Source organism: Paenibacillus sp. BR1-192 (assembly GCF_029542445.1).
Classification (GTDB): domain Bacteria; phylum Bacillota; class Bacilli; order Paenibacillales; family Paenibacillaceae; genus Paenibacillus_AQ; species Paenibacillus_AQ lautus_A.
Genome location: NZ_CP120718.1, coordinates 5,400,696 through 5,425,251, shown reverse-complemented (window position 1 = coordinate 5,425,251; position 24,556 = coordinate 5,400,696). Strand labels below are relative to the sequence as shown.

Annotated in this window: 20 protein-coding genes, 1 pseudogene and 1 other annotated feature (1 of these 22 running past the window's edge); of the genes and pseudogenes, 16 read left to right on the top strand and 5 right to left on the bottom strand. The window is 51.6% G+C overall.

Annotated features, from left to right (window positions below; all coding sequences use genetic code 11):
• Nucleotides 1-18: a binding site (T-box leader), on the top strand (it extends 215 nt beyond the left edge of the window).
• A gap of 90 nt (nucleotides 19-108) precedes the next feature.
• Together tyrS and P0X86_RS24435 are read left to right on the top strand one after the other, a co-directional pair.
• Complete coding sequence (gene tyrS / locus P0X86_RS24440) at nucleotides 109-1,368, top strand: tyrosine--tRNA ligase (RefSeq protein ID WP_277746687.1); 1,260 nt, start codon at nucleotides 109-111, stop codon at nucleotides 1,366-1,368.
• 258 nt (nucleotides 1,369-1,626) lie between these two features.
• On the top strand, nucleotides 1,627-2,727 hold the full coding sequence (locus tag P0X86_RS24435; RefSeq protein ID WP_277746686.1) for an NAD(P)H-dependent flavin oxidoreductase: 1,101 nt from the start codon (nucleotides 1,627-1,629) through the stop codon (nucleotides 2,725-2,727).
• 86 nt (nucleotides 2,728-2,813) lie between these two features.
• On the opposite strand, the gene P0X86_RS24430 is transcribed toward P0X86_RS24435, so the two are convergent.
• Both P0X86_RS24430 and P0X86_RS24425 read right to left on the bottom strand, forming a co-directional pair.
• Nucleotides 2,814-3,884 (bottom strand): hypothetical protein, encoded by a 1,071-nt coding sequence (locus P0X86_RS24430; RefSeq protein ID WP_277746685.1) that lies wholly within the window; start codon nucleotides 3,882-3,884, stop codon nucleotides 2,814-2,816.
• Nucleotides 3,885-4,045: 161 nt separating this feature from the next.
• The gene (locus tag P0X86_RS24425) at nucleotides 4,046-4,918 is read right to left on the bottom strand and encodes an AraC family transcriptional regulator (RefSeq protein WP_277746684.1); all 873 of its coding nucleotides are present in this window, start codon (nucleotides 4,916-4,918) and stop codon (nucleotides 4,046-4,048) included.
• Nucleotides 4,919-5,132: 214 nt separating this feature from the next.
• Between P0X86_RS24425 and P0X86_RS24420 the strand changes: the two genes are divergently transcribed.
• From P0X86_RS24420 to P0X86_RS24400, 5 genes are all read left to right on the top strand, one after another.
• Nucleotides 5,133-7,841, top strand: a complete 2,709-nt coding sequence (locus P0X86_RS24420; RefSeq protein WP_277749089.1) for a winged helix-turn-helix domain-containing protein — start codon at nucleotides 5,133-5,135, stop codon at nucleotides 7,839-7,841.
• Nucleotides 7,842-7,953: 112 nt separating this feature from the next.
• Nucleotides 7,954-8,889: an NAD(P)-dependent alcohol dehydrogenase gene (locus P0X86_RS24415; protein WP_277746683.1), complete on the top strand. Its 936-nt coding sequence runs from the start codon at nucleotides 7,954-7,956 to the stop codon at nucleotides 8,887-8,889.
• Nucleotides 8,890-9,340: 451 nt separating this feature from the next.
• Complete coding sequence (locus P0X86_RS24410) at nucleotides 9,341-9,526, top strand: hypothetical protein (RefSeq protein ID WP_277746682.1); 186 nt, start codon at nucleotides 9,341-9,343, stop codon at nucleotides 9,524-9,526.
• The gene (locus tag P0X86_RS24405) at nucleotides 9,510-10,478 is read left to right on the top strand and encodes a helix-turn-helix transcriptional regulator (RefSeq protein WP_277746681.1); all 969 of its coding nucleotides are present in this window, start codon (nucleotides 9,510-9,512) and stop codon (nucleotides 10,476-10,478) included. The genes P0X86_RS24410 and P0X86_RS24405 overlap by 17 nt, the downstream gene beginning before the upstream one ends.
• 79 nt (nucleotides 10,479-10,557) lie before the next feature.
• Nucleotides 10,558-11,178, top strand: coding sequence for an SRPBCC family protein (locus P0X86_RS24400; protein ID WP_277746680.1), 621 nt, complete (start codon nucleotides 10,558-10,560; stop codon nucleotides 11,176-11,178).
• Between the two features lie 398 nt (nucleotides 11,179-11,576).
• Here P0X86_RS24400 and P0X86_RS24395 read toward each other — a convergent pair whose 3' ends face one another.
• Nucleotides 11,577-12,224, bottom strand: a complete 648-nt coding sequence (locus P0X86_RS24395) for a transcriptional regulator (protein WP_277746679.1) — start codon at nucleotides 12,222-12,224, stop codon at nucleotides 11,577-11,579.
• Between the two features lie 369 nt (nucleotides 12,225-12,593).
• Between P0X86_RS24395 and P0X86_RS24390 the strand changes: the two genes are divergently transcribed.
• From P0X86_RS24390 to P0X86_RS24370, 5 genes and pseudogenes are all read left to right on the top strand, one after another.
• Nucleotides 12,594-13,738, top strand: a protein-coding gene (locus P0X86_RS24390; protein WP_277748312.1) for an IS3 family transposase whose coding sequence is annotated in 2 segments (ribosomal slippage) — nucleotides 12,594-12,888 and nucleotides 12,888-13,738 — 1,146 coding nt in all. Because the reading frame shifts where the segments join, the coding sequence is not laid out codon by codon here.
• 621 nt (nucleotides 13,739-14,359) lie between these two features.
• Nucleotides 14,360-14,542, top strand: a complete 183-nt coding sequence (locus P0X86_RS24385) for a GapA-binding peptide SR1P (protein WP_009591018.1) — start codon at nucleotides 14,360-14,362, stop codon at nucleotides 14,540-14,542.
• 344 nt (nucleotides 14,543-14,886) lie between these two features.
• Nucleotides 14,887-15,740: pseudogene (locus tag P0X86_RS24380) on the top strand (NAD-dependent epimerase/dehydratase family protein).
• A 618-nt stretch (nucleotides 15,741-16,358) separates the two neighbouring features.
• Nucleotides 16,359-17,660 (top strand): DUF1963 domain-containing protein, encoded by a 1,302-nt coding sequence (locus P0X86_RS24375; RefSeq protein WP_213579466.1) that lies wholly within the window; start codon nucleotides 16,359-16,361, stop codon nucleotides 17,658-17,660.
• Between the two features lie 124 nt (nucleotides 17,661-17,784).
• Entirely contained in the window at nucleotides 17,785-19,266 is a 1,482-nt protein-coding gene (locus tag P0X86_RS24370; protein WP_277746677.1) for a stalk domain-containing protein, read from the top strand.
• 202 nt (nucleotides 19,267-19,468) lie between these two features.
• On the opposite strand, the gene P0X86_RS24365 is transcribed toward P0X86_RS24370, so the two are convergent.
• Nucleotides 19,469-20,737, bottom strand: coding sequence for an MFS transporter (locus P0X86_RS24365; RefSeq protein WP_481858168.1), 1,269 nt, complete (start codon nucleotides 20,735-20,737; stop codon nucleotides 19,469-19,471).
• A gap of 279 nt (nucleotides 20,738-21,016) precedes the next feature.
• Here P0X86_RS24365 and P0X86_RS24360 point away from each other — a divergent pair, with 279 nt between their 5' ends.
• The 4 genes from P0X86_RS24360 (at nucleotide 21,017) to P0X86_RS24345 (ending at nucleotide 23,328) form a co-directional block, all read left to right on the top strand.
• Nucleotides 21,017-21,598 carry a TetR/AcrR family transcriptional regulator gene (locus P0X86_RS24360; RefSeq protein WP_277746676.1) on the top strand — a complete coding sequence of 194 codons (582 nt, stop codon included), beginning with the start codon at nucleotides 21,017-21,019 and terminating at the stop codon, nucleotides 21,596-21,598.
• An 86-nt stretch (nucleotides 21,599-21,684) separates the two neighbouring features.
• Nucleotides 21,685-22,194: a GNAT family N-acetyltransferase gene (locus P0X86_RS24355; RefSeq protein WP_277746675.1), complete on the top strand. Its 510-nt coding sequence runs from the start codon at nucleotides 21,685-21,687 to the stop codon at nucleotides 22,192-22,194.
• 227 nt (nucleotides 22,195-22,421) lie between these two features.
• Nucleotides 22,422-22,706: an autorepressor SdpR family transcription factor gene (locus tag P0X86_RS24350; RefSeq protein WP_096776170.1), complete on the top strand. Its 285-nt coding sequence runs from the start codon at nucleotides 22,422-22,424 to the stop codon at nucleotides 22,704-22,706.
• Entirely contained in the window at nucleotides 22,690-23,328 is a 639-nt protein-coding gene (locus P0X86_RS24345; protein WP_096776169.1) for an SdpI family protein, read from the top strand. The genes P0X86_RS24350 and P0X86_RS24345 overlap by 17 nt, the downstream gene beginning before the upstream one ends.
• Before the next feature lie 99 nt (nucleotides 23,329-23,427).
• Here the strand turns inward: P0X86_RS24345 and P0X86_RS24340 are convergent, their stop codons facing one another.
• Nucleotides 23,428-24,411 carry a glycoside hydrolase family 43 protein gene (locus P0X86_RS24340; RefSeq protein WP_277746674.1) on the bottom strand — a complete coding sequence of 328 codons (984 nt, stop codon included), beginning with the start codon at nucleotides 24,409-24,411 and terminating at the stop codon, nucleotides 23,428-23,430.
• Nucleotides 24,412-24,556 lie beyond the last annotated feature (145 nt).

Here is a 24,556-nt window from a genome sequence, read left to right as displayed (position 1 = left end):
TTAATAATCGTCCCTATGTCTGTAACAGACAAGGGGCGATTTTTTGTTTTTCAACGGATGGGCGCTTCGTTATAAGGAAAAATCATGTATTGAAGGAGTGTTAACGCTGTGAATATTATCGACGAACTGGAATGGCGCGATGCGATCAACCAACAGACGGATGCCGAAGGCCTCCGGGAGCTTACGAATGAAAAGTCGATTTCGCTGTACTGCGGCGTGGATCCTACGGGCGACAGCATGCATATCGGTCACCTGATTCCCTTCATCATGCTCAAACGCTTCCAGCTTGCCGGCCATCGTCCGGTCATTCTGATCGGGGGCGCGACCGGCACCATCGGGGATCCAAGCGGACGTCAAACCGAGCGCTCCCTCCAGACGCTGGAGCAGGTTCAAGCTAACGTGGACGCGCTCACCGGACAAATGAAAAAGCTCTTCGTGACGGAGGGCGACAATCAAATCCGCATGGTCAACAACTACGACTGGACGCATAAGATCAACATTATCGAATTCCTGCGCGATTACGGGAAGAACTTCAGCATTAACTCGATGCTGGCGAAGGACGTGGTTGCGAGCCGGCTTGACAGCGGGATTTCGTTTACGGAATTCTCATACCAAATCCTACAGTCGGTCGATTACCTGCATCTGTACCAGCATGAGGACGTGCAGCTGCAAATCGGCGGATCGGACCAATGGGGCAACATTACAAGCGGACTGGATTTGATCCGGAAGAAGGAAGGACCCGAAGCCAAAGCCTTCGGCCTGACCATACCGCTCATGCTGAAGGCCGACGGCACGAAGTTCGGCAAAACGGCCGGCGGCGCGATCTGGCTTGACCCGAACAAAACGACGCCGTTCGAGTTCTACCAGTTCTGGGCGAACACCGACGACCGCGACGTCGTCAAATACTTGAAATACTTCACCTTCCTGACCAAGGAGCAAATTGACGAGCTGGCCGAAAAGGTGCAGAGCGAGCCGCATAAACGCGAAGCGCAAAAAACGCTGGCCGAGGAAATGACGAGATTCGTGCACGGCGAGGAGATGCTGGAGCAGGCCAAGCGCATCACGGCGGCTCTGTTCAGCGGCGATATTAAATCGCTCACGGCCGATGAGATCGAGCAGGGCTTCAAGGAGATGCCGACGTTCGAAGCAACGCCGGAAACGAAGAATATCGTGGACTGGCTCGTGGATCTGGGCATCGAGCCTTCCAAGCGGCAAGCGCGCGAGGATATCACCAAAGGCGCGATCTCGATGAACGGCGAACGCGTCAGCGATTTGGGCCACGAGGTGACAGCCGACCAGGCGATTGGCGGCCGGTTTATCATCATTCGCAAGGGCAAGAAAAACTACAGTTTGGTGAAAATTTCCTAGAAGGGTAACCATCAGGGAAATAGGTCTCCCCGGACGAACGCACCCGCAAAAGCCGCTAAACACTTTTCATGTGCTTAGCGGCTTTCTTATGATTCAGGTTAGCCAGAATCTTCTGGTTGGCCTTTATAAAAAAACATTTACTATATGCGGTCCGGTCTGTCTTCGAGAGGGTACGTCGATCGTCGTTTTTCTTTTATTTGAAAGTTTCTCTCCTTTAATAGGATAATATCTGTAGCGTTAAAGGAGGTAGATGATATCATGAACATTCAACTGCAGACCGAGCTGTGCGAACGGTTTGGCATCCGCTATCCGCTTATATTGGCTGGAATGGCCGGGGGGCCGACAACCGTTGAGCTGGTCGCCGCCGTATCCAACGCAGGCGGGCTCGGTACGCTGGGTGCGGCTTACATGGAGCCGGCCGCCATTCGCCATAGCATCCAGGAAATCCGCAAGCGGACGGATCAACCTTTTGCCGTCAACCTTTTTGCGTCCCGGGCCTCGGATCGCCAGGAGCGAATCGAAGATGTTCAACAGGAGTTAAACCGGATGCGCGGCGACCTTGGCATTTCCCATGCGGGGTCGGAACACGTAACAACGCCCGATTGGTTTGAGCAGCAATTCGCGGTTTTGCTCGAAGAGAAGGTGCCCGTTATCAGCACGGCATTCGGTATTCCGGATGAGCCCTTTATGCGGCAAGCGAAAGAAGCTAAACTGCTTGTGGTTGCGATGGCAACCACGGTGCGCGAAGCTATCCTGGCCGAGCAAGCAGGCTGCGACGCCGTCGTTGCCCAAGGCAGCGAAGCAGGGGGGCATCGGGGCACGTTTGATATTTCGGAGCACCCGATGGGGGCCCAAATCGGAACGTTTGCTTTGGTGCCGCAGATCGTGGACCGGGTCAAGATTCCCGTCATTGCCGCCGGGGGCGTCATGGATGGACGCGGACTGGTGGCCTCGCTTGTTCTTGGCGCCCAAGCCGTTCAGATGGGGACGCGCTTTCTGACGGCGGCCGAATCGGGTGCGCATGAGGTTTACCAGCAAGCGCTGCTTCGCAGCACGGAAGAGAGCACGGTCATTACCAAAGCGTTCTCGGGGCGGCCGGCGAGAGGCATCCGCAATGCCTTCATTAAGCAATGGGATGCAAGCGGCGTAGAGCCGCTGCCTTTTCCTACGCAGAATACGGTAACCCGCGACATACGAAATGCCGCCAATCGCCAAAGCAATCCGGAATATATGTCCTTATGGGCAGGGCAAGGCACAAGAGGGCTCACTTCGGGCCAATCCGCAGCAGATATCGTAGCCGAGACGATCCAAGAAGCGCTGTTGATTTGTCCATATTGCAACTCCGACGATGAGAGCTGAGAGAGGTTATGCGTCTAAACTTAGGAAATTCATTTATGCAGCAGGCCGCCTAAGGAAGAACCTTTGGGTGGCCAGCCAGCCTTTTATCAGAAATCGTAAGTATCTCCGCCTTCGCCGCTCCACGTCATCTCCACAAAGGAGGACGGATTGGTTGATGTCGCCGTTTGGGAGCCGGAAGCGTAAAGTCCTCCAGCAACGCCGGTCATCGTATAGTCGGTATATAATTTGTTCGATGCATAGTTCGTATAGATCATCGCTCCGGCGATATTCGAAACGGTTACGTTCTTAAGCTCCAGATTGCTGCCATAGGGCACTCCGTCCGAGGCCGTGGTCTTGCTTGTTCGGAACGCCTGGCCCGTGGCTGCATTGTTTTTGACCGTGGTATTGATGATCTGCACGTTATTGGCCCGCATGAATATTCCGTTGTTGCCCACGGTCGATTCCGGCACCGTATTCTGAAAGTCAATCGTGCTGCCGATCACTTTGATATGGTGGGTTCCTTCCTTAAAATCAAAGCCGTCGTTTTTGGTCTGGATCGCACTGCAGTTCAGGAACGTGATATAACCGCTTCGATCCGGATTCGGCAGCGTGGTCCAGTTCTGATCGGCATCCCCCACATAGAAGCCCTCGCCGAATTTCCCGCCTTGCCCCGCGCTTTGGGCGGAGCTGTTCGAGATGAGCCAGTACTGGCTGTTTTTTCGAATCTTGAACGCTTCAGCCGTCGTGTTTTTGACCGTCACATTCGTAACGTAGCCATGCGAGGCTTCAATGAGAAGGCCTTTGTTCGATTTGGCATTGGAGTTAATCGTCACGTTCTCCAGCTTGTAATAGCTGTTCTTGATATGGACGGCGGCATTTCCCGCCGAGGCCGTGAATTGAAACGTAGCTCCGCCGCCCGTGCCGCGAATCGTGATGTAATTGCCTGACGATCCATTCCTGGAGGTCGCTATGGTTCCGTCCGACACCGAGTAGGTCCCGGATACTTCGATAATGTCGCCGGGATTCGCGCCGGCCAAATAACTCCTCAGCGCGGCGACGTCGCCGGCCGGTACCGTTTTGGTAGCCGCTTTTACCGTATGACCAGGGTATAAGGCGAATACAAGCATGAAACACATCAGGGTTACCACGCCAAACTTGAAGAATAGCTTGATCATCATAACAAAACCTCCTCGCTAATTTCGACACTCGGGCCATGCATCCGCAAACGCTGCCTTACGTTGTTCCCGCGCAACACCCATCACCTCGCTATTGGATCGGACTCTTGTTAAAGCGCTTTAATTATAGTTCAATCCAAATACCACATTGCTGCTCGAAAATATCACGATTTCATTTGCAATCGATATTGAAGAGGCGTCATGCCGTACTTTCTTTTGAACAAAGCGATAAAATACGAGGGGTAGTTGAATCCGGTCTTTTTGCTGATTTCCTCTATTGTCAGGGACGGCAGGCCGAGAAGGGTTCTTGCTTCCTCCAAACGCTTGTTGTTCGTATATTCGATGATCGTCATGCCGATCTGGTCTTTGAACAGCTTGGACAAATAGCTTGGGGAGAAATGAAGTTCCTCCGCCATTTCATTAATCGTGAAGGGGAGGCTGAAATGCCTGCCAATCCATTTCACCATGGCGCCGACAGGCTCGATGGAACCAGCGCCGGGATGAGGATCCAAGATTCCGTTATGAGCCGGCGAATAAATGCGGCTGTTGAAATAGGTGAAGAAATGAAATAAAAACAAGGCGACCACTTCCTTCTGAACCTTGGGCGGAACGCTGGCCAGCATGTCGTGCAATTGCAGAAATTGATGTTCTAAGGTTAAAGCATCCTTGGAGGACAAATGAAATACCTGACGGGACCATGGATGTTCCATCAATTGAGAAACAAGCGCTGTCAGCTGCGGGAGCGCGGTAAGGAAGTGATCGATAACCGAGGCTTTGATTTTCAGCAGGCTGCGAACATAATTCGGCGGGACGACGACTTTGATATGGTGAATTTGAAATGGTTTAATCAATACCAAGGTCCAGGGCTTCAGGGAGTACGTTTGATTATCGACGATATATCGGCCGGCGCCATCGTGAATGTACAGGATTTCCAGCCCTTCATGGTAATGAAAATACTCGACGGGTTCGGTATGCACCCTTCGATAATCGAACAAATACAGATTGTCGCTCCAGGGTATCGCATGATGAATTTTCATCCCAAGCCTCCTTTCACGAAAATGGATGGATTCGATTACATGACCATGAGCATATCGATTTCATCGTATGCCGCACCCTTCCAATCATGCTTCCTGTCCGACTGCAGCGAGCGGAGGTAGCGCACAAGAGGGAAAACCCTGCATCCGTCGAACACTTAAACATAGCAAACAATAAGTTGAAAACTGCTGCAATGACGGCATAACGGGGGTTATGATGTCCACGACGATTTTGTCCACGAAATTATATATTCCTTCTCCACGGTCCCAGGCTGTCCTTCGTCCCAGACTGATCGAACGTTTGAACGAGGGGCTGCGTCTGCACCGGAAGCTGACCACGATTTCCGCCTCTGCCGGGAGCGGCAAAACCACGCTGCTCAGCCAATGGATCGGGGGCTGTCCGCAGCCCGTTGCCTGGCTGTCCTTGGAAAAGGAGGACCGTGAGCCATCCAGATTTTTCGCTTACCTCTTGGCTGCCCTGCAAACCATCGGGGTTGATATCGAAGAGAGGATGGTGAGCACACTCCACGCCCCGTCTCCGCATCCTCTGCCAATCGAAGCCATCGTTATGGCCATGCTGAATCAAATCACGGCCAAGCTTGACCGTGTCATCCTTGTGCTTGATGACTACCACGTGCTTGATTCCAAACCGATAGACCGCGCCCTTGGCTTTCTCATTGAGCACATGCCGCCGCAGATGCATGTGGTTATCGCCAGCCGCAAGGATCCCGATCTGCCCGTGGCCCGGCTCCGTGCAAGGAACCAGCTGACGGAAGTACGGACACCGGATTTGCGGTTCACCTCCACTGAAACCTCCGAATTCATGCGGCATGTGATGGGGCTGGACCTGTCAGGGGAGGATGCAGCGCTTATTGCATCCCGTACGGAAGGCTGGATCGCCGGCCTGCAGTTAGCGGCGCTGTCCTTGCAGGGCCATCGAGACGCTGCGGGCTTTATTCGATCCTTCAGCGGCAGCCACCGCTACGTGCTGGACTATTTGATTGAAGAAGTGCTGCAGCAGCAGCCTGAGAGCGTGCAGGATTTTTTGCTGCGCACTTCCATTCTCGACCGGCTCAGCGGTTCCTTGTGCGAATACGTTTTGCAGAGGGAAGACGGTGATTCCCCGATGGCGGCCGTTTCCGGACAAGAAACCCTGGAGTACCTGGAACGTGCCAATCTGTTCATCGTTCCGTTAGATAACGAGAGGCGCTGGTACCGGTATCATCACTTGTTCTCGGATGCATTGCGGCAACGCCTATCCCGAAAAAGCAAGGATGCCGAAGACGGGAAGAGGATCGTGGCGGAACTGCATCGGCGTGCCAGCGACTGGCATGATCGTCATGATTTTTGGCTGGAGGCTTTCCAGCATGCGGCTGCTGCCCAGGACATGGATCGCGCCGCGCGTCTGATTGAAGGGGAGGGGATGCCCCTGGTCTTCCGTGGAGCGATCCACCCCGTGCTCGATTGGCTGGATTCCCTGCCGAAGGCAGAATTGGACGCAAGGCCGGCGCTTAATGTCATGCATGCCTCCGCTCTCCTGATGGTCGGCCAAATGAACCGCGTCGAACGCAAACTTCAAGCTGCCGAGGTTCATTTGCCAGCCGAGGAGAATGGCAATACCCGGGATCTCATAGGACATATTGCCTCCATACGTGCGACGCTTGCGGTTAGCAAGCATCAGCCGGAAGTCATCATGACGGAGTCGCGACGGGCCTTGGAATATTTAAGTCCGCATAATCTGCCTGTCCGCACGGCCGCGATGTGGACGCTGGGATACGCTTACCAGCTCCAGGGCAATCGTGCCGCGGCAGGCCGGGCCTATGAGGAGGCCGTTGCCATCAGTCAGAAGATCGGACATTTTATGATTGCCATGATGGCAACGCTCGGACTCGGACTTCTTCAGGAAGCGGATAATCAATTATATGCAGCAGCCGTGACCTATCGACGCGTTCTGGAATTGGCGGGTGACCCTCCGCCGCCGGCAGCATGCGAAGCGCATTTGGGCCTGGCCCGAATCTGCCGTGAGTGGAACGATCTCGATGCCGCTGAACGGCATGGGCTGAAGGCCCTTCAATTAGCCGGGCAGTTTGATCAAACCGACAGAGCCGTGGCTTGCGAGGTGTTTCTCGCGAGGCTGAAGCTATCGCGAGGAGAAGTGAGGGAAGCAGCCGCCATGTTAGCTAAAGCGGATCGCCTCGGGCGTCAGCAGCAGTTCATGAGTCAGCTACCCTTCATTGCCGAAGCGCAGGTGCTTGTCCTGCTTCAACAAGGAGATTTCAGTGAAGCTTCCCAGCTGGCGCAGGAGCATGGGCTCCCTCTCAGCCAGGCTAGAGTTTTGTTGGCTAAAGGGCAGGCGGGGGCTGCTCTGGCGATCATGGAACCCTTGCTGGCGCAGATGGAAGCTAAGGAATGGGCCGACGAGCAGCTTAAGGTCATGGTTGTGCTGGCCCTGGCTCTGCATGCCCAGGGTGATAGGCTGAAAGCTGCCCGGATCGCCGCAAAGGCTGTGGCGAAGGCCGAGCCCGGCGGTTTTATCCGGTTATTCATCGATGAAGGGCCGCCGATGCAGGAGCTGCTCAGAGCAGCATCTGCCAGCCAACCGATACGAGATGCAACCGGAACCCAACCGATGCATGATTATCTGGAGAAGCTGCTGCATGCTTTTGAGATGGAAGGACTGGAAAGCGCGGGCAAGTCCTCTCCAAGCCAGCTTCAGCTTGCAGAGTCTCTGATCGAGCCCCTGAGCCGGCGGGAATTGGAGGTGCTGCGTCTCATTGCCCAAGGACTTTCCAATCGCCAGATCAGCGAAAAGCTTTTTGTTGCGCTTAGTACCGTCAAAGGGCATAACCGGATCATATTCGATAAACTCCAGGCTACCCGCCGTACCGAAGCTGTTGCGCGTGCGCGCGAGCTGGGCTTGCTGTAGGTGACAGCCCGGTTTGAATACCGTATTTTATTCGAAAACCATACTAAAGTATCTATATCCCGGTGCGTCTCGGCAGATATACTGATTGCAAAAGCAGGTTTGGAGGAAACCCATGAAAGCAATGGTATGCACCGCCTACGGACCACCGGAGGTGTTACAGCTCCAGGAGGTAGCGAAGCCTATTCCTAAGGATCACGAAGTTCGGATCAAAATTTATGCCACTACCGTCAATTCGGGGGATTGCCGCGTGCGGGGATTTCGCAGTCCTCTATTGTATAAAATTCCCATGCGATTGGTGCTGGGTCTGAGGAAGCCGAGACAACCGATTCTCGGGGTGGAGCTGGCGGGGGAAGTGGAAGCGATAGGCCAGGATGTTACAAGGTTCAAGATCGGCGATCAGGTTCTGGCATTCAGGGGAATGCGATTTGGCACGTATGCGCAGTACATCTGCATGCACGAAGACGGGATGATCGTAATGAAGCCGGAGCACGTGACTTATGACGATGCGGCCGCGATCTTTTTCGGAGGGACGACGGCCCTGCATTTTTTTAGAAAAGCGAACATCCGGCAGGGGCACAAGGTTCTGATCTATGGTGCATCCGGCGCGGTGGGGAATTTAGCCGTACAGCTTGCCAAACATGCGGGAACCGTGGTTACCGGCGTTTGCAGCACCGTGAATGTAGAGCTGGTGAAGTCGCTCGGAGCCGATCAAGTCGTGGATTATACCCAAGAGGATATTTCGAAAAGCGGGGATCGGTACGACATCATTCTGGACGCGGTCGGCAAACTGCCGAAATCCCGTTGCAAGCATTTGCTTGCCGCGGGCGGGAGATATGTAACGGTAGAAGGGCAGGGAGTAGCCAAGGTGCTGATGGAGGATTTGAGACGGCTTACGGATCTGCTTGGGGAAGGGAAGATCAAACCGGTCATCGATAGAAGGTATGCATTGGAGCAAATCGCCGAGGCACACCGATACGCGGATACAGGGCGTAAGAGGGGGAGTGTTGTCATCACGGTGGGGCATGATCATTGTGGAAAGAAAAGTTGACTTCGCGATGCGCATGAAGTATGACAGCCGATGAATGAGGAACAGTCACCACTGTGCTGAGTGTGACAGCAGATGAATAAGGAACAGTCATCATATCCGGTGAATGAGTATGACAGCCGATGAATGAGGAACAGTCGCCACGGTGCTGAGTGTGACAGCAGATGAAGCAGGAACCGTCGTCGTTCACGATGCGCATGAGAGTGACAGCAGATGAAGCAGGGACAGTTGTCATTCACGATGCGCATGAGAGTGAGAGCAGATGAAGCAGGGACAGTTGTCATTCACGATGCGCATGAGTGTGACAGCAGATGAAGCAGGGACCGTCGTCGTTCACGATGCGCATGAGAGTGACAGCAGATGAAGCAGGGCATCATCTTTCCGTTACATCTAGTCGACAGCCATCCAAGCATGCCACTGACCACGTACCGTGCGCGTGGGAGTAGTGTGCACGATGTACAAAATCAGGCCGATCCTGCAGCGGGTCGGCTTTTCTCATTGGGAGCGCTGGACAACGTCAGAGCGCAGCAGCAGGAAGAATATCTCCAAACCTTCTAAGGAAGTGAGATATAATAGAACAAACGGCAAACGAAGGGATTCCAAGGGAAGGACGGCTGCACACGATGTCCAAAGCGGATAATATGCTGGCAATTCTTTGGCTGCTGAAATCGCGCAAAAGAATTTCGGCAAAACAGCTATCGGAGGAACTGGGCGTTCACATCCGAACGATTTACCGGAATATCGATGCCCTATGCATTTCGGGAGTGCCTGTCATTTCGGAGATGGGACGCGACGGAGGGTACTCCATTCCGGATCATATCAAGCTGGAGCCCTTGTTTTTTGATGCCGATGAGCAAAAAGCGCTTCTTCATGCAGCAGCATTCGCACGGGAAGCGGGGTATCCATCCGAAGAGCCGCTGAATCGGGCCATATCCAAAATCAAACGATATACGAATCCGGAGCAGTTGAAGCGTTTGGAGCAACAGGAGAACAGCATCGAGGCCATCCATCCGCCTGCAGCTTCCGGGCTTACCTCCATACTGCATGAGATCGAAGCCGGGATCGACCGGCAAACCAGTCTCGAGATCGATTACACAACAGGCTATGATGGCGTTAAGCAGACACGGACCTTAGATCCTTATGGGCTCGTTCACTGGAAGAGCAAATGGTATGCGGTTGGCTATTGCCATCTGCGCGGTGAAATTCGCTCCTTCCGTGTCGACCGCATGGGCCAGATTCGGCCTACCGACGTCGAGTTTGACCGCCCGGCGACATTTTCCCCGCGTGAATTTTTATTGGACAGCCTGTTGACGGAGCAAGGCTCCGAATCCAATCCCCATTTGGTTTCCGTGCATATCCAAGGCATCCCCCAAGCTTTGGACGATTTATGCGGGCATTGGCTGCTCGGCCACGCGCTCGTCGAACGTACGGCGGAGGAGGCGGTGTTTAGACTGGATGAGTCTACGTTGTATACGCAAGTTGCCTACTATCTTCTATCCTTCGGCGGTAAGATTCGCATCGTCGGGCCCGAGGAGCTGAAATCAGGTTTGGTCGATATTGCCGAGTCGTTATTCAAATATTATCAAAGCTGATGATAAACACTGACCTTCTTTGTCAGTGTTTGTGTTATATAATGAACTCCATCAGATCGTATCAGGAGGAGAGCGCGCGATGGTTGGCTCCATTTTTAAACAAGAAGTGATAAAGGCAACGGAACGTTCGTGGGAAGCATGGGTCGTAGCCCTTGGGCAGGAAGTGGACCCACTCTGGTCCCATGAGCAGATCAGAAACCACATTGTCGAGCAGCATCAGGTATCCGGGGAGTGGGGCGAATGGATCGCCACGATGTACGAACAGCTGATGGGACGGGTGCCTGTCGGCGTTACGAAAGATGCCGGGGTTCAGATCGGGGTCAGGAAAACGATGGCCGTGACGAAGGAGAGCCTGTGGGATTTCCTCACGTCTCCAGAGGGCCTGTCATTATGGATCGGAGCTGTTCCTTCTCTGGAGCTGAGGGTCGGGCAGGAATATGAGTCGAAGGAAGGCGTGTCCGGCAAAATTACGGTGGTCGTCCCTTACCATAAGCTGCGCCTGACCTGGAAACGTAAGGAGTGGGACAACCCGTCCCGGCTGCAAATTTATGTGCTGTCCACGAAAACGGGAAACACGACCATCACGATCCATCAGGAGATGCTGGATGACGTTTATGTGCGAGAGATCATGAGGCGTTTTTGGGATGAGACGCTGATTGAGATCCAGCATCAGGTGGAGGGCAGAAGTAGTGAGGTTTGAGGACTGAGGTTCCGTTATTTTTGTAGGTACGGGCTCGCGTTTGTGACCGTTGCAACTTGATGAGGACCGAGGTTCCGCTATTTGGTCTTAAATGGCGAGTTTTGGGTTATATGAGGACAGCAGATCCGCTATTACTTAGAAAATGGCTGATAATCATGGTGTTTAGAGTAAATAGCGGATCCTGTGTCCGGAAGTTCGGATAAAGTGGCTGTTTTTTTCTAAATAACGGATCTGGTGTCCACTTAGTGTAACTAATATTCTCTCTTGGATATCTGCAATATGGCCGATACCCAAATTCACAAGCCCCCTCCTTGCTGTCCTCATATTCTCACTTGGAAGAACGCATGTCTCCCTTCTTCTTCCAAGAACTGTTGTATCCCCCCCGTCATTACTACCACTTACAAGCGGAGTTTGTAGGTCCGGACTCGTTGTTCTCCGCTTGCGATGTCCAGAATCCGGAGCTCCACCAGTTTGTGCAATATTCGTCGGGTATGCCGGTCGCTTATCCTAAGATGGGCGGCAAGCTCCAAAGGGGTTATCGGGCGCAGAAGTCGCCGGGCAAATCGCACAGCTTCAGCCTCCAGCCAGCTTAATGATGCAGGTACATCGGTTGCAACGAATCTGCCGACGAAGGATAGGATGAGCTGCTGGCACTGCTTTGGCTCTTCGACGATGGAGGGATAGGCTATGGGAAGGAATGTCCAGCCATCCAATGCCAATAAACAATGGCGGCGGCATAAATCCTTAAACCTTCTGACGTCCAGATCGCGGGCATGCGGCCCGTACCCTTGTATTTCGATGCCTCCTCTAGCATCACCTGGCATATAGGCGAGGTCCAAATAACGATAACCATTGCTGAAATCGCGTACTTCCCATTCAGGATGCAAGTCATTGAAATGACCGATCGCTGGAAACCATACGGAACGCAGAAACTCGACGGTGCCATGGCCTAGGCCTTTATTAAGGATTTCGAGCCTGCGGGGATTCTTTTCATTGAGGATATTCGTGTGTATCCAGAGCTCATATTGTTGATCGAACCGTGACATGATCAGTTACCCTCCTCAGTATAAGACGGAATGCGATTTTGCTAGAAAATAAAAAAGCCGCCCCATACAATGCAACCCCAATCCTTCATTGGGGCACTTTGCATAGAAGCGGCGTGTTCTTCACGTCCTTATGTTGGCTAGTATAACTTGTGTTTTGCGGGTTTAGCAATAGGTATTGTTCTCATGATTGAATGGATACCGATATTCGGATCCTAATTACAGAAGTCTATATCGACCATGAAAAAATGCCCTGATGAGAAGCCGATGCGATGCGGGACTGACCCCATAACGTGAGACAAATTAAAAACACCTTCAAGAGAATGCAACCATGTCGTAAGATATGGGGACAACTTTGGAGGTGTTTTTGCGTTGGCAACAAGAGTCAGCTATCCAGTGGAAGTGAAAAAGAAAGCTATTGAAATGAGGTTGGATGGCATTCCAGTGAAAGAAGTCATGGACCAACTGAACATACGAAATAAGACACAAGTAGAGACCTGGATGAGATGGTATCGCAGTGGCCAATGGAATCGGTTGGAGCAGCCTGTCGGTAAACAATACAGCTACGGTAAAGGGCCTGAATATACATCTGAACTCGAGAAGGTACAGGCGGAAAATCGGTTTCTGAAACAACAGTTAGATCTGCTAAAAAAGTTCGTGGAAATGCAAAGGAGGTGTCGCCAAAGGCTGTAGTGGAGTGGGTTGAGTCCGTTCGAGGAGAAGTCAGTGTAACCCAAGCGTGTGCATGGATCGGGCTTTCTCGCTCCACCTACTATCGCTGGAAGGACGCCCACGAGAACCCATGTAAAGATCACATGGTAGAGAAGATTCGTGAACTCTGTAGTCAGCATAAATTTCGTTATGGATACCGAAAGATCACGGCTCTGCTTCGGATGGAGCGTAAGATTAACCATAAACGCGTTCAGCGGATTATGCAGCGCGAGGGGCTCCAATGTCGTGTCAAAGTGAAGAAACGCAAACCTACAGGGCAGCCAGCTTACATCGCAGAACACTTGTTAAAGCGCCAATTTGAAGCCGATGCCCCCATGCAAAAACTCGTTACAGATATTACGTATTTGCCGTTTGGCGGAAAAACGTTATACCTGTCGAGTATCTTGGACTTGTTTAACGGAGAGATTGTGGCGTACAGTATTTCTGACAAGCAAGATACCGGGTTTGTTCTGGACACGCTGGGTCAGCTGCCCGCTCTACCAGGCACCATGCTCCATAGCGATCAGGGCAGCGTCTACACATCTCAGGCCTATCAAGAAGCAGTAAAGGGAAAAGGCATTACCATGAGCATGTCCCGCAAGGGTACGCCCGCTGATAATGCCCCCATCGAATCGTTTCATTCCACGCTAAAGTCTGAAACGTTCTATCTCGAAGGTTTAACCTGTACGACGACGGCAATCGTCGAGCAGACCGTTCGAAACTACATTACTTACTATAACTCAATTCGCATTCAAACAAAACTAAACAACCAATCGCCGGTTCATTTCCGGCAACTGGCTGCTTAAACTTGCAAGGTGTTTTGATCCCTGTCTCACAAACGGGGGTCAGTCCCATGCTGCCTAAATCATGGGGCTTTTTTATTGGTTTCACTATAAGCCTCCAAGCAGACATCAGATGAAACTCGTTTCTTTCGGTACCTCTGGTACGAGCTCATTGGTATAAGAGGGGAGGTGAAGTATCCAACCAGCACTAGCAATTGAAAACCCAAATAACTTTGAGATATTCACCGAATTAGGCTCTGAGCCAATTATCTTTCGGCACCGATTATCTGATCTTGTCTGGGAAGCTTCATGAAGTATCCCAACCAGCACAAGCGATTAAAAACTCAATGACTGCGACATATCTCCTCCACAAGGCATGATGGACACTGAGGAGACACGGAACGATAGTTTGTTTAATATGACGTCATATATAATGAAAATAACTATTTTTTTAATATATATTGTGTATTATATATTTATGGTGTACATTAATTACAACCGATTCATATTTAACATGCTTAATTGGAGGTGAATCGAACCCAAAGAGAAGAAGCGGAAATGGAGGTTTGGTCTGTAGGTAAGCAGGAAGCACATGGCTGGGAAGTTCTGAACACAAATCTGATACCAAGAGAGGATGAGTGAAGCATGAACCATTCCGTTAAAAAGGTGAATATGGGTGTCATCCTATGCAGACATTGCAACGCTCTAATCGATACGGTGGATACGAATCGAATCGCGACCTTTTATGGCGTATGCAATCAACCGGAATGCCGGCAGCAGCGCAGCGCTACGAATGCGTCGATACGTGATGTAACAGAAGAAGAGTAAATGGACAGGAACCGGCTATTATTCTCAAGTGAACGCGCCACTTTTATGTGGTGCGTTTTTGTGTTATGCGAATACGGCGAGGATCCACCCGGCTTGGCAAAAAAAGAGCTTGTAGTGCGCTTGACTTGATTTGGCTGCTTCCGGGATAACCGTGTTGATCATCTGCGCCGGGGATGAATTGGCACGGTCTGCCCGATGAAAAGTGGCCCTTAAGGATGCTTATCCATCATGCTAAGATGGAACTGCAATTCCAATTTACGACAGGACCAGGGCCCCTTAATGTCTTTCACTCTCGAAGGGTTCCATTCATTTTATATCTAACGAACAGGAGGTTGTCAGTTTATATGAACATATTTGTTGCAGGCTCTACGGGAGTCATCGGCCAGCAGCTGCTTCCCAAGCTGGTGCAAGCCGGTCATGAGGTTACAGGCATGACCCGCAATAATCAGGGTAAAGGGTTGATCGAATCCTGGGGAGCAAGAGGGATCGTTGCGGATGCTTTTGACCGCGAAGGAATGATCGCCGCAATCGGGGAGATCCGGCCGGATGTCATTATCCATCAGCTTACTTCGTTAAGCCAATGGAATCTGGAGGACAATGCCAGGATTCGGATAGAGGGAACGCGTCATTTGGTGGAAGCCGCCCAAATCCATGGCGTTAAGCGAATGATTGCCCAGAGCATTGCTTGGGCGTACGAGCCGGGAGAGCATCCCGCCACCGAAGACGCCCCCTGGATGTCCAAGCGCCTGCACCTCGCAAGTCGACGATAGACGGTATCGTATCGCTGGAGCATGCCGTTGCCCAAATGCCGAGCCACGTCATTCTAAGGTACGGAATGTTCTACGGACCCGGCACGTGGTACGACGCCAACGGAATCATGGCGGAAAAAGTACGAAGTCGAGCTCTGCCGGCAACGGATGGCGTTCAGTCCTTTCTCCATGTCGAGGATGCGGCGCTTGCCGCTCTGCTGGCATTGGACTGGCCGTCAGGCCCGGTCAACATCGTTGACGATGAGCCTGCTGCGGGAACGGCATGGCTGCCGGTGTATGCCGATGCGCTGCAAGCACCAGCTCCAGCCTATCAAGCAGGGAGCAAGCGCGGCGAGCGCGGCGCATCCAACGCCAAAGCCCGGAAGGAGTATGGCTGGCAGCCGATCCATTCCACGTGGCGAACTGGGCTAGCGCAATCGCTGAGGTGAAAGAGCTTAACTGTCCGCCGCCAGGCTGGCGTTTAAGAGTCGATACGCTCGGAGTATGCTATTCCCCTTTCTCGCGTTCATTTTTCTGCATGAACAACTTCCTGATGTAACAGGTTTTTGTACATCGTGCGCACTGCTCCCTGCGCGCACGATGCGTGGTTCGGGGCGTGCTTGGATGGCTGGTTGCCATATGCCTTTCATGAAGGATCGCTATTTTCGGTAATATGCGTTTCCGTCGAATAATGCGTATTCATAGACGTTAACGGATCTCGCCTTTCTTGTGGTGATAGATCCCGAAGATGAGAGAGCTCCTTGTTGATATGGGAATGAAAAGAAAGCTATAGTTAATAGAGGAAATTCATGGCCATGAGAAAACAGGCCGGGCTCCAGCTGAGGTGGACTTACCATAGAGTAGATGCCGGGCTCCAGCTGAGTGGACTTACCATAGAATAGGGGCCGGGCTCCAGCTGAGGTGGAATTACCATAGAATAGGGGCCGGGCTCCAGCTGAGGTGGAATTACCATAGAATAGGGGCCGGGCTCCAGCTGAGGTAGACTTACCATAGAATAGGAGCTGGGCTCCAGCTGAGTGGACTTACTAGAATAAGGAGGGGACCGCATGACAGAACGGCTGCCATGCCGAAGCGAAGGATGTTCGGCAACGATATTGCCGGCAACCGCGGCCAAAACCGGCGGTTATTGCATGCCGTGCAAGCAGGAGATGGAGCGCGCAGAACGGCAGCGTTACATAGAACAGCACCGGAGAGATATCGACTTGTACGAGGGGATAACGGACCCGGTAGAGATCCTTAAGATCATGCATGCCCCGGTGAAGCGGGATCCATTAATCCGATATATTCCCTATCATCTGAAAAGTGAAGAGGTATATTCCGCTTTATCTGAGGGTGACGCCGACCGCATGCTGAATGCAGCCCTTGAACTGCTCGAATCGGGCGATGAGGACACCTGCCAGGAGATTCTTGTGTCCCTGATCTGCTATCGGGACTACTCGCTTGAATCCTGCATACCGATACTGCTGGAGCGGGGGATCTATTACCCCGGCATTTTGTTCAAAGATGCCCCTGCCCGAGGCCGGGACCGGATGCTTCAATTCGTTGAGCAGGACAGGGAGAACCGCAACCATCTGCTGTTGGCCTTGGCTTGGATCGGCGATGATCAGGTTGTGCGCCAATTTCAAGAATGGAGGTCCGATCCTCCATCTTGGGCTAAGGAGCTGTATGTTCCGCCTGAAGCTTATGCGCATGAGGGGGGCTGGGAGCTCACGGAGAATGGGAGCAAGCGCCGGCTATTCTACCATGACAGCTACGCCATAGCGAAAAAAGTGCCAACAGAAAGCACCTATGCAGTTGAACCCGAGCCCGCACAATTTTTGAAGGAGGATTCCGCTTCCTGTCCATGGTGCGGAAGCAGCCTGACCATTTTGGCGGAACTGGACATCAGCCATCCGAAGCTTCGATTCCTGGGGTTGTCCGGAGAGAGGCTTCGTGTGAGCACCTGCGTGAACTGCAGTTGTTACGAAACGATATACATGGATGTGGATTTTCACGGAAAATCCGAATGGAGCCAGACTAATATTAAACCGGAATATGTGCCTGGGCCTGATTCCGGGGAGGATGAGCGAAGCTTTACGTCCGCGGGACGCTCCTTGCGGATTGCGGACAAGCCTCGCAGCAGCTATTATGCCGCCTATTGGGCGCTCGGTCCGGCGGTCTCGCAAATCGGCGGTTATCCGGCTTGGATCCAGGACGCCGTCTATCCTTCCTGCCCTTGCTGTTCCCGGAGCATGACATTCATCGGGCAGCTGGATTGGGAACAGATCGAGGAGTACGGGGAAGGCATCTATTATATGTTCCTGTGCGCGGACTGCAAGGTCACGGCAACTCTATTCCAACAAACATAGGCTGAATCCTGCCATGTTTGAATAACGGCTTCCAGCTATCAGAAAGCGAGTATACTATTTTTTCCCTACCATCTTTTGATATGGTATTATATACCATTATAGATTGAGAATGGAGGCCTCATTCATGAAGAAAATGAATGGCAGAGTAGCATTTATGTTAGTGACGATACTATTAGCAGTCAATTGTACGGTGCTTGGCGCTGCGGGAGCGGCGGAAGCAACGAATGTAGATTCCCGCTCCATACCGGTAAGCGTGGCTGGGGGCAGCGGACATGGTGTTGCGGCATGGAGCGACGGCTCCGTGACCGCCTGGGGTTATAACAAGTCAGGTCAAGTAGGTGACGGGACCAGCATTCATCAATTGGTGCCCAAGCAAGTCGCGGGACTGACTGATATTGTTCAGGTGGCGGCAGGCGACAATTCTTCATTTGCCTTGGACAAGAACGGGGACGTGTGGGCTTGGGGCGATTATTACTCGCCTTATATTAACGGGGATCCGTTGTTGCCTTTCCAAAAAAGGGGAGGGCTGATCAAGCTGGAAGGACTTAAGGATGTAGCCAGCCTGGCCATTTCAAACCATGGTTCTGTCGCATTGCATAAGGATGGGTCTGCAACGATATGGAGTCCGACGTTTGATCCGAATGATCATTTAAAGATGACGGTGAAATACTTTCCTATCAAGGGAGTCACGAATGCAAAAACAATAGTGGTCGCCGGACATGAGGCCCTGATTCTCGCTAAAGACGGCAGCGTCGATATGTTAACGGTATATAATAGTTTCTACGACCGGTTCCGCCTGGAACGCGAGTTTCGCGAAGTTAAACCGCTGGTTGCTTCCTCCATTACCGGAATCGCCGCGCATTGGTATGACGTGTTTCTGCTGAATGAGAACGGAACGGTGCTGCGGTGGAATGTGAACACGAAGCAGCAAGCGCCGGCTGCGGTGAAGGGATTAAACGATATCCAAGAGATAAGAACGGGGAACAACCGTTTATTTATGCTTAAAAACGACGGCACGGTCTGGCAGTGGAATTACAACGATCCGACGGCAAAACCTTTTCGAGTGAAAGGTCTGACAGGTATAACGGCACTTTGGGGAAGCAAGGGATATACCGGTTATGCAACCAATCAGGACGGCAAGGTCCTGGCTTGGGGAGATGAGAAATATCAAGGCAGCGGCTCGCCTAACGAGAACGATGGGAATCCGGTCATGGTGCAGCCTCCTTTATCTTGGACGGTAAACGGACAAACGGTTAGCTTCTACGGTTCTTCCGCCATGGTGGAAGGCAAGCTGTATGTACCGTATAATAGCGTATTTGAAGCCCTGGGGATCAAAGTGAAGCGCGGACAGTCCAATCCGGATCCGAAACAGGGAAAACAGCGGTTTCCGATTTGGTCTTTCTCTTATGGCGGAAATACCGTATCCATTAAATCCAGTGATCCCGCCGTTGTATTGGTGAACGGGAAGGTGACGCGAGAAGATGCAAGCGTTCCATTCCTGGCGAATTCGACCATGTTTCCATTGGAGTTGATCACATCAAAGCTTGGCATTCCGATGTCCTGGAATAAGACGACAGGCGAAGTGATCCTGGGGAAAACGCCATAAGAATAGGATGAAGGCACGCCCAAACGGCGTGTCTTTCGTTATTTTGAGGAACTGCATCCATAGGAACTGTATTCATAACGATAAATAGAGAGCTTCCAAAATAATTGGCGTATGGGCTGGAAGCGCGCCACTGTTCGTGGATATTCTAAAAGATCGCCACCCCGTTTCCGAGGGAAGCGATCTTTTGTAGTTTGAATTACTATCAGTGGGCACCTTTAGCGCCTTTGGTCACGGCCCAAAAAATAAGAGCAACAGCGCTGACGGAGGCCCCGAGCACGCATACCCCATGCCAGCCGAAGTGTGCGTAAACATGGGTCGAAGTTACGGAACCGGCAGCACTTCCGATGGAGTAGAACATCATGTAGCCGCCAACGATCCGACTGCGCGCCTTCGGCCGCAATGCAAAAATCATGCTCTGATTCGTGACATGCACGGCCTGTACAGCCAAGTCCAACAGAATAATGCCAATGACCAAGGCGAACAGCGACCGTTCCATGTAGCCGATGGGCAGCCATGACAGCAATAGCAGGAACAATGCAATTCCCGTCGTTCGCTGTCCATAACCTCGATCGGCCAGCTTACCGGCCTTTGCTGCAGCCATTGCCCCGACGACGCCCACGAGGCCGAACGCCCCGATAGCCGAGTGCGAAAGGGATAGCGGCGGCGAGCTCAGAGGCAGTACCAATGGGGTCCACAACATGCTGAAAGCCGTAAAAATCAGCATAGCCAACACAGCGCGGATACGTAATAGCCGTTCTTGCAGGAACAACATCCATACCGACTTAAGCAGTTGAGCATAAGAAAGAGTCTTTACCTTGCGCGCAGCATTTGGCAGCACCTTATATAATGCGTAAACCATGAGCAGCATCAACGCAGCCGAAACCAAATAAACGAAGCGCCATCCTGCAAGATCCTTCAGGATTCCCGAAACGGTTCGCGCAAGAAGGATCCCAATCACGATTCCGCTGGTTACCATGCCGACGACACGCCCTCTTTCGGCAGGGGCAGCCATAGTTGCCGCGAATGCCACGATGGTCTGCGTCACAACGGCAAGCAGTCCTACCAAAGCCAACCCTGCGAAGAGCACCGCACCGGAGGAAGCAGTACCAACGATAACCAGAGCTGCTGCGGAGATCGTCATCTGACCGATAATCAATCGGCGCTGGTTCAGTAAATCTCCCAGAGGTACGAGCAGCAGCAGTCCCATTGCATAGAAGACCTGCGTGACGGTAATCACAATGCCGATGATGGAATAATCCATGTTGAACTCGATTGACAGCTGATCGAGCAGCGGCTGTGCAAAGTAGATGTTAGCAACCGACATACCGCAGGCAATCGCAAACAATAACGTCACGTAACGAGTCATTGGAGCAGCATAAATGCCTTCAGACGAACTTGGCGCCCCCTGTGACGTATCAGCCCCCGTTTCGTTACGGGCCGCTTTTTTATCCAGCATTCCCTCCATTTTCATGCATCCAATCCTTTCGTTTTTTTGTGTACCGATCGGTATAGTAAAATCATCGATAAATATATCCCACAATGATAATTCATGTCAATACGTTTATTGAAATGATTAGAATTATACTTGAAGGTGTTGATATAGATGTAAAAATCGGATGTTCGGTGTTTGACAAAAGCTTTCGTAGATCTTAAAATTACTTTACTGATTGGTAATGAAATTAAACTATTTGCTTACCGCCTGTGATCATCGAGCTTCCTTTAAATCTAAAGTAACGAGAGGTGATTAACGATGGGACGAGTCCGCGAATTTGATGAAGAGAAGGTATTGGATGCCGCGATGCAGCTGTTTTGGGAGAAGGGATATGAGGCTACTTCATTAAGCGATTTGACCTCCAGAATGGGCATTCAGCGGCCCAGTATTTACTCTGCGTTCGGAGACAAAAAAGAGCTGTTCGAAACCGCGCTGCGCAAATACACGAGAGGGCATGCTTCCGAGGTGCGAACCAGGCTGCAAAATCATCGATCGGTCAGGGATGCGTTTCGAGCCTATTTTGAGAATGTAGTGGATGAGGAATACGCCGAAAGCCGCAGCCGCGGATGTTTTTGCATTAACACGATGGTCGAGCTTGCGCCTCATGATGAGAAATTTGAAATTCTGACAAGGGAGCATCAGATGTATCTGGCGGTCATATTCCAAGAAACCATTGAGCGGGGCATACAATTGGGCGAGCTTGCGAAGGGCACAGACGCCAAAGCTTTATCGCAAGCGCTCATCGTATCCTTGATTGGGCTGACCGTGATGTTGAAATCCCGTCCGGAGCGCTCTTTCGTAAACAATACGATAGAGGTGACTCTTACATTGCTTAAATAGGATCCTTTCGAGGGTCATGCGTTACGAGTTGTTGCAGCCGGCCAACCATAGTAAACTGTTCTAAAAAAACAATAGTAGGTGTTTCGATGAATATGAACATACGGACGGGACGGATAGAAGACATTCAGGAAATCATGGCTTTGGTTGCACGCTGCGTTACGGTCATGCAGGCTGGAGGCAGCGATCAATGGGATGATCAATATCCGAACCGGGAGGTAATCGGTGAGGATTTACAGCGCGGAACGTTGTTTGCGGCTGAAGGCGAAGGCCGTATTTTAGGGATCGTTGTTCTCGACGAATCGCAGGCAGAACAGTACCAAACCATTAGCTGGAAGCAGGACGAGGGACCGCATCTTATGATGCATCGCCTTGCCGTCGATCCGGAAGCACACGGGCAGGGCATCGCGCGAACATTGGTAGCTTTCTCCGAAGAGTATGGCGCGCGCCAGGGTTACCGAAGCCTACGACTGGACACCTATGCCAAGAATACGGCTGCGCTTAAGCTGTATCAAGGCTTAGGTTATGACCTGCGGGGAGAAGTGAATTTCCCAAGGAGAGCGGCAAGCTTTCCGGTATTCGAGAAGGTGCTTGGATAAACAGGCCGTGGAGCAAGCCTGCTATGGATCAGCGCGTAACGCGGGTCCGTGGCGGGCTTTCGTCGTTTATAGGCAAACAATAATTACGACCATGGCGATGGGGCTTGACGGGATGCCCATTTTGCATTCTATTTAGATTTTTTTCAAAATAGGTATTGCAATTGAATGCAGATGTAAGCGATAATGTATTTAGATGAAATTCTAAATAGAAATATGGGGGATGCACATTGGGGTTTCCGGAAACATTCAAGGCGTTATCTGATCCGGTGAGACGGGACATCCTGGTTATGCTCAAACGCGGCAAAATGTCTGCCGGAGAGATCGGTCAGCATTTCGATATGACCGGGGCGACCATTTCGTATCATTTGTCGCAGCTGAAGAAGGCCGGACTGATATTTGAAACAAAATATAAAAATTATATTTATTATGAGATCAACGTGTCCGTCTTCGAAGAAATCATGCTGTGGTTTTCACAATTTAACGGGGGGAAACAAGATGAGGAAAAAAAATAGCTCGATGCTGGTTTTAACAACGCTGATATGCTTATTGCCGATTATTTTATCGATGACGCTGTACAGCCAATTGCCTGAGCAAGTGGCTGTTCACTGGAATGCGGCGGGCAATCCGGATAATTATGTGCCGAAGGCGGTTGCGGCGTTTGTGCTTCCGTTGATTACGGCGGTTATTAACGTCATTGTCAATGTGGGGCTTAACAACGATCCTAAGAAAATGAACGCTGCCCCGGTTTTAAGAACGATGGGTCTATGGCTCATCCCCGCACTGTCTCTCATTCTCATGCCAATCACGCTGTTTAAGGCTATGGGGGCCGAGCTGCCGATCCAGACGATTGCACCGGCTCTAGTGGGCATGCTGCTCGTGATCACCGGCAATTATTTGCCGAAGAGCAAACAGAACTATACGGTGGGCATCAAGCTGCCTTGGACGCTGAACAGCCAGGATAATTGGAATAAAACGCATCGTTTTGCCGGGTACCTGTGGATGGCAGGCGGAGCGTTCATGATCCTGACGGCGTTTCTGAAGGTGAACCTTGCCATCGCCATCGTCCCTGTCATTATTCTGATCGCGGCGGCTCCGGCGATTTACTCTTTTTCTTTGTTTAAAAAGGGCGTGTAACGGACGGGGCTGCAACAGATGAACAATATTGCGAACGGCAACAAGCTGACTCCATAATGTGGGTCAGCTTGTTTATTCTACGGCATAGCTTGTGACGGCTTATTTGCCGTATGGGTTAATCGTCTCGATGGTGCCGTCCTCGTTGTAGGTCAGCTCGGTAAATTTGACGCTGCGTTTGTTGTCTGCTCCGCCGGACAGGGAACTGTCATGGTAGAAGAGATACCATGTATCCTGGAATTGAACGATGGAGTGATGGGTCGTCCAGCCGATAACGGGTGTCAGAATCGTGCCCTTGAACTCAAAGGGGCCCGTCGGACTTTCACTCGTGGCATAGACGATTTTGTGCGTTGATCCGGTGGAGTACGATAGATAGTAGATGCCTTTGTATTTATGAACCCAAGGCCCTTCAAAATATCTTCGCTCTTCATCCCCCGCAACGATCGGGTTGCCCTTCTCATCCACGATGGATATTTCTTGGGGCGACTCCTTAAAAGTAAGCATGTCGTCGCTCAGCTCAGCGACCCGCGGTCCGATGGCAGGCGCATCTGCTGCAGGTCCCTCCGCATCCGGAATGTGTGAACCGGTCTGCCATTGTTCCAGCTGTCCGCCCCAGAGACCGCCGAAATAAATATAGGCCCGGTTATCGTCGTCCACGAATACGGCAGGATCGATGCTGTAGCTGCCCGGAATGTAATGGGGCTCCGGCTTGAATGGACCGGAAGGCGAAGAGCTTGTAGCTACGCCAAGACGAAAAATATCGTCATGGTCCCTGGCAGGAAAATATAAATAGTAAGTGTCGTTCTTGAAGGCAGCATCCGGTGCCCACATTTGCTTCTTCGCCCATGGAACATCCTTCACATGAAGGGCTTCGCCATGGTCCACGCATGGAGCATTCACATCCTCCATTGAGAGAACGTGGTAGTCCTCCATGTCATATTGGTCGCCGTTATCATTGGACGTGTTCTCGTGATCCAGGTCGTGGGATGGATAAATATAAATTTTACCCTCGAATACGTGGGCGGAAGGGTCTGCGGTATAGATATGGGTTACGATCGGTTCGTTAGGCTTTACGGGCTTGGTCATCACATGTCCTCCTCGATTCTTGCATTGTAAGCGCTTGTATTTATTTTATCAGACGCTTTCCACTCAAAAAACCTAATAAAATTAGGTTTTTCACCTAAAAATATTAGATCTTTTGGGATAAAGGGGAGTCGGATATAATCAAGCA

Bases quoted from the DNA above. Each gene is read 5' to 3' on its own strand.
- P0X86_RS24375 (WP_213579466.1), top strand. From the start codon at position 16,359: ATGACAGAACGGCTGCCATGCCGAAGCGAAGGATGTTCGGCAACGATA.
- P0X86_RS24430 (WP_277746685.1), bottom strand. From the start codon at position 3,884: ATGATGATCAAGCTATTCTTCAAGTTTGGCGTGGTAACCCTGATGTGT.
- P0X86_RS24400 (WP_277746680.1), top strand. From the start codon at position 10,558: ATGGTTGGCTCCATTTTTAAACAAGAAGTGATAAAGGCAACGGAACGT.
- P0X86_RS24405 (WP_277746681.1), top strand. From the start codon at position 9,510: ATGTCCAAAGCGGATAATATGCTGGCAATTCTTTGGCTGCTGAAATCG.
- P0X86_RS24435 (WP_277746686.1), top strand. From the start codon at position 1,627: ATGAACATTCAACTGCAGACCGAGCTGTGCGAACGGTTTGGCATCCGC.
- P0X86_RS24360 (WP_277746676.1), top strand. From the start codon at position 21,017: ATGGGACGAGTCCGCGAATTTGATGAAGAGAAGGTATTGGATGCCGCG.
- P0X86_RS24370 (WP_277746677.1), top strand. From the start codon at position 17,785: ATGAAGAAAATGAATGGCAGAGTAGCATTTATGTTAGTGACGATACTA.
- P0X86_RS24340 (WP_277746674.1), bottom strand. From the start codon at position 24,411: ATGACCAAGCCCGTAAAGCCTAACGAACCGATCGTAACCCATATCTAT.
- P0X86_RS24365 (WP_481858168.1), bottom strand. From the start codon at position 20,737: ATGAAAATGGAGGGAATGCTGGATAAAAAAGCGGCCCGTAACGAAACG.
- P0X86_RS24385 (WP_009591018.1), top strand. From the start codon at position 14,360: ATGAACCATTCCGTTAAAAAGGTGAATATGGGTGTCATCCTATGCAGA.
- P0X86_RS24425 (WP_277746684.1), bottom strand. From the start codon at position 4,918: ATGAAAATTCATCATGCGATACCCTGGAGCGACAATCTGTATTTGTTC.
- P0X86_RS24420 (WP_277749089.1), top strand. From the start codon at position 5,133: ATGTCCACGACGATTTTGTCCACGAAATTATATATTCCTTCTCCACGG.
- P0X86_RS24395 (WP_277746679.1), bottom strand. From the start codon at position 12,224: ATGTCACGGTTCGATCAACAATATGAGCTCTGGATACACACGAATATC.
- P0X86_RS24355 (WP_277746675.1), top strand. From the start codon at position 21,685: ATGAATATGAACATACGGACGGGACGGATAGAAGACATTCAGGAAATC.
- P0X86_RS24410 (WP_277746682.1), top strand. From the start codon at position 9,341: ATGTACAAAATCAGGCCGATCCTGCAGCGGGTCGGCTTTTCTCATTGG.
- P0X86_RS24415 (WP_277746683.1), top strand. From the start codon at position 7,954: ATGAAAGCAATGGTATGCACCGCCTACGGACCACCGGAGGTGTTACAG.
- P0X86_RS24345 (WP_096776169.1), top strand. From the start codon at position 22,690: ATGAGGAAAAAAAATAGCTCGATGCTGGTTTTAACAACGCTGATATGC.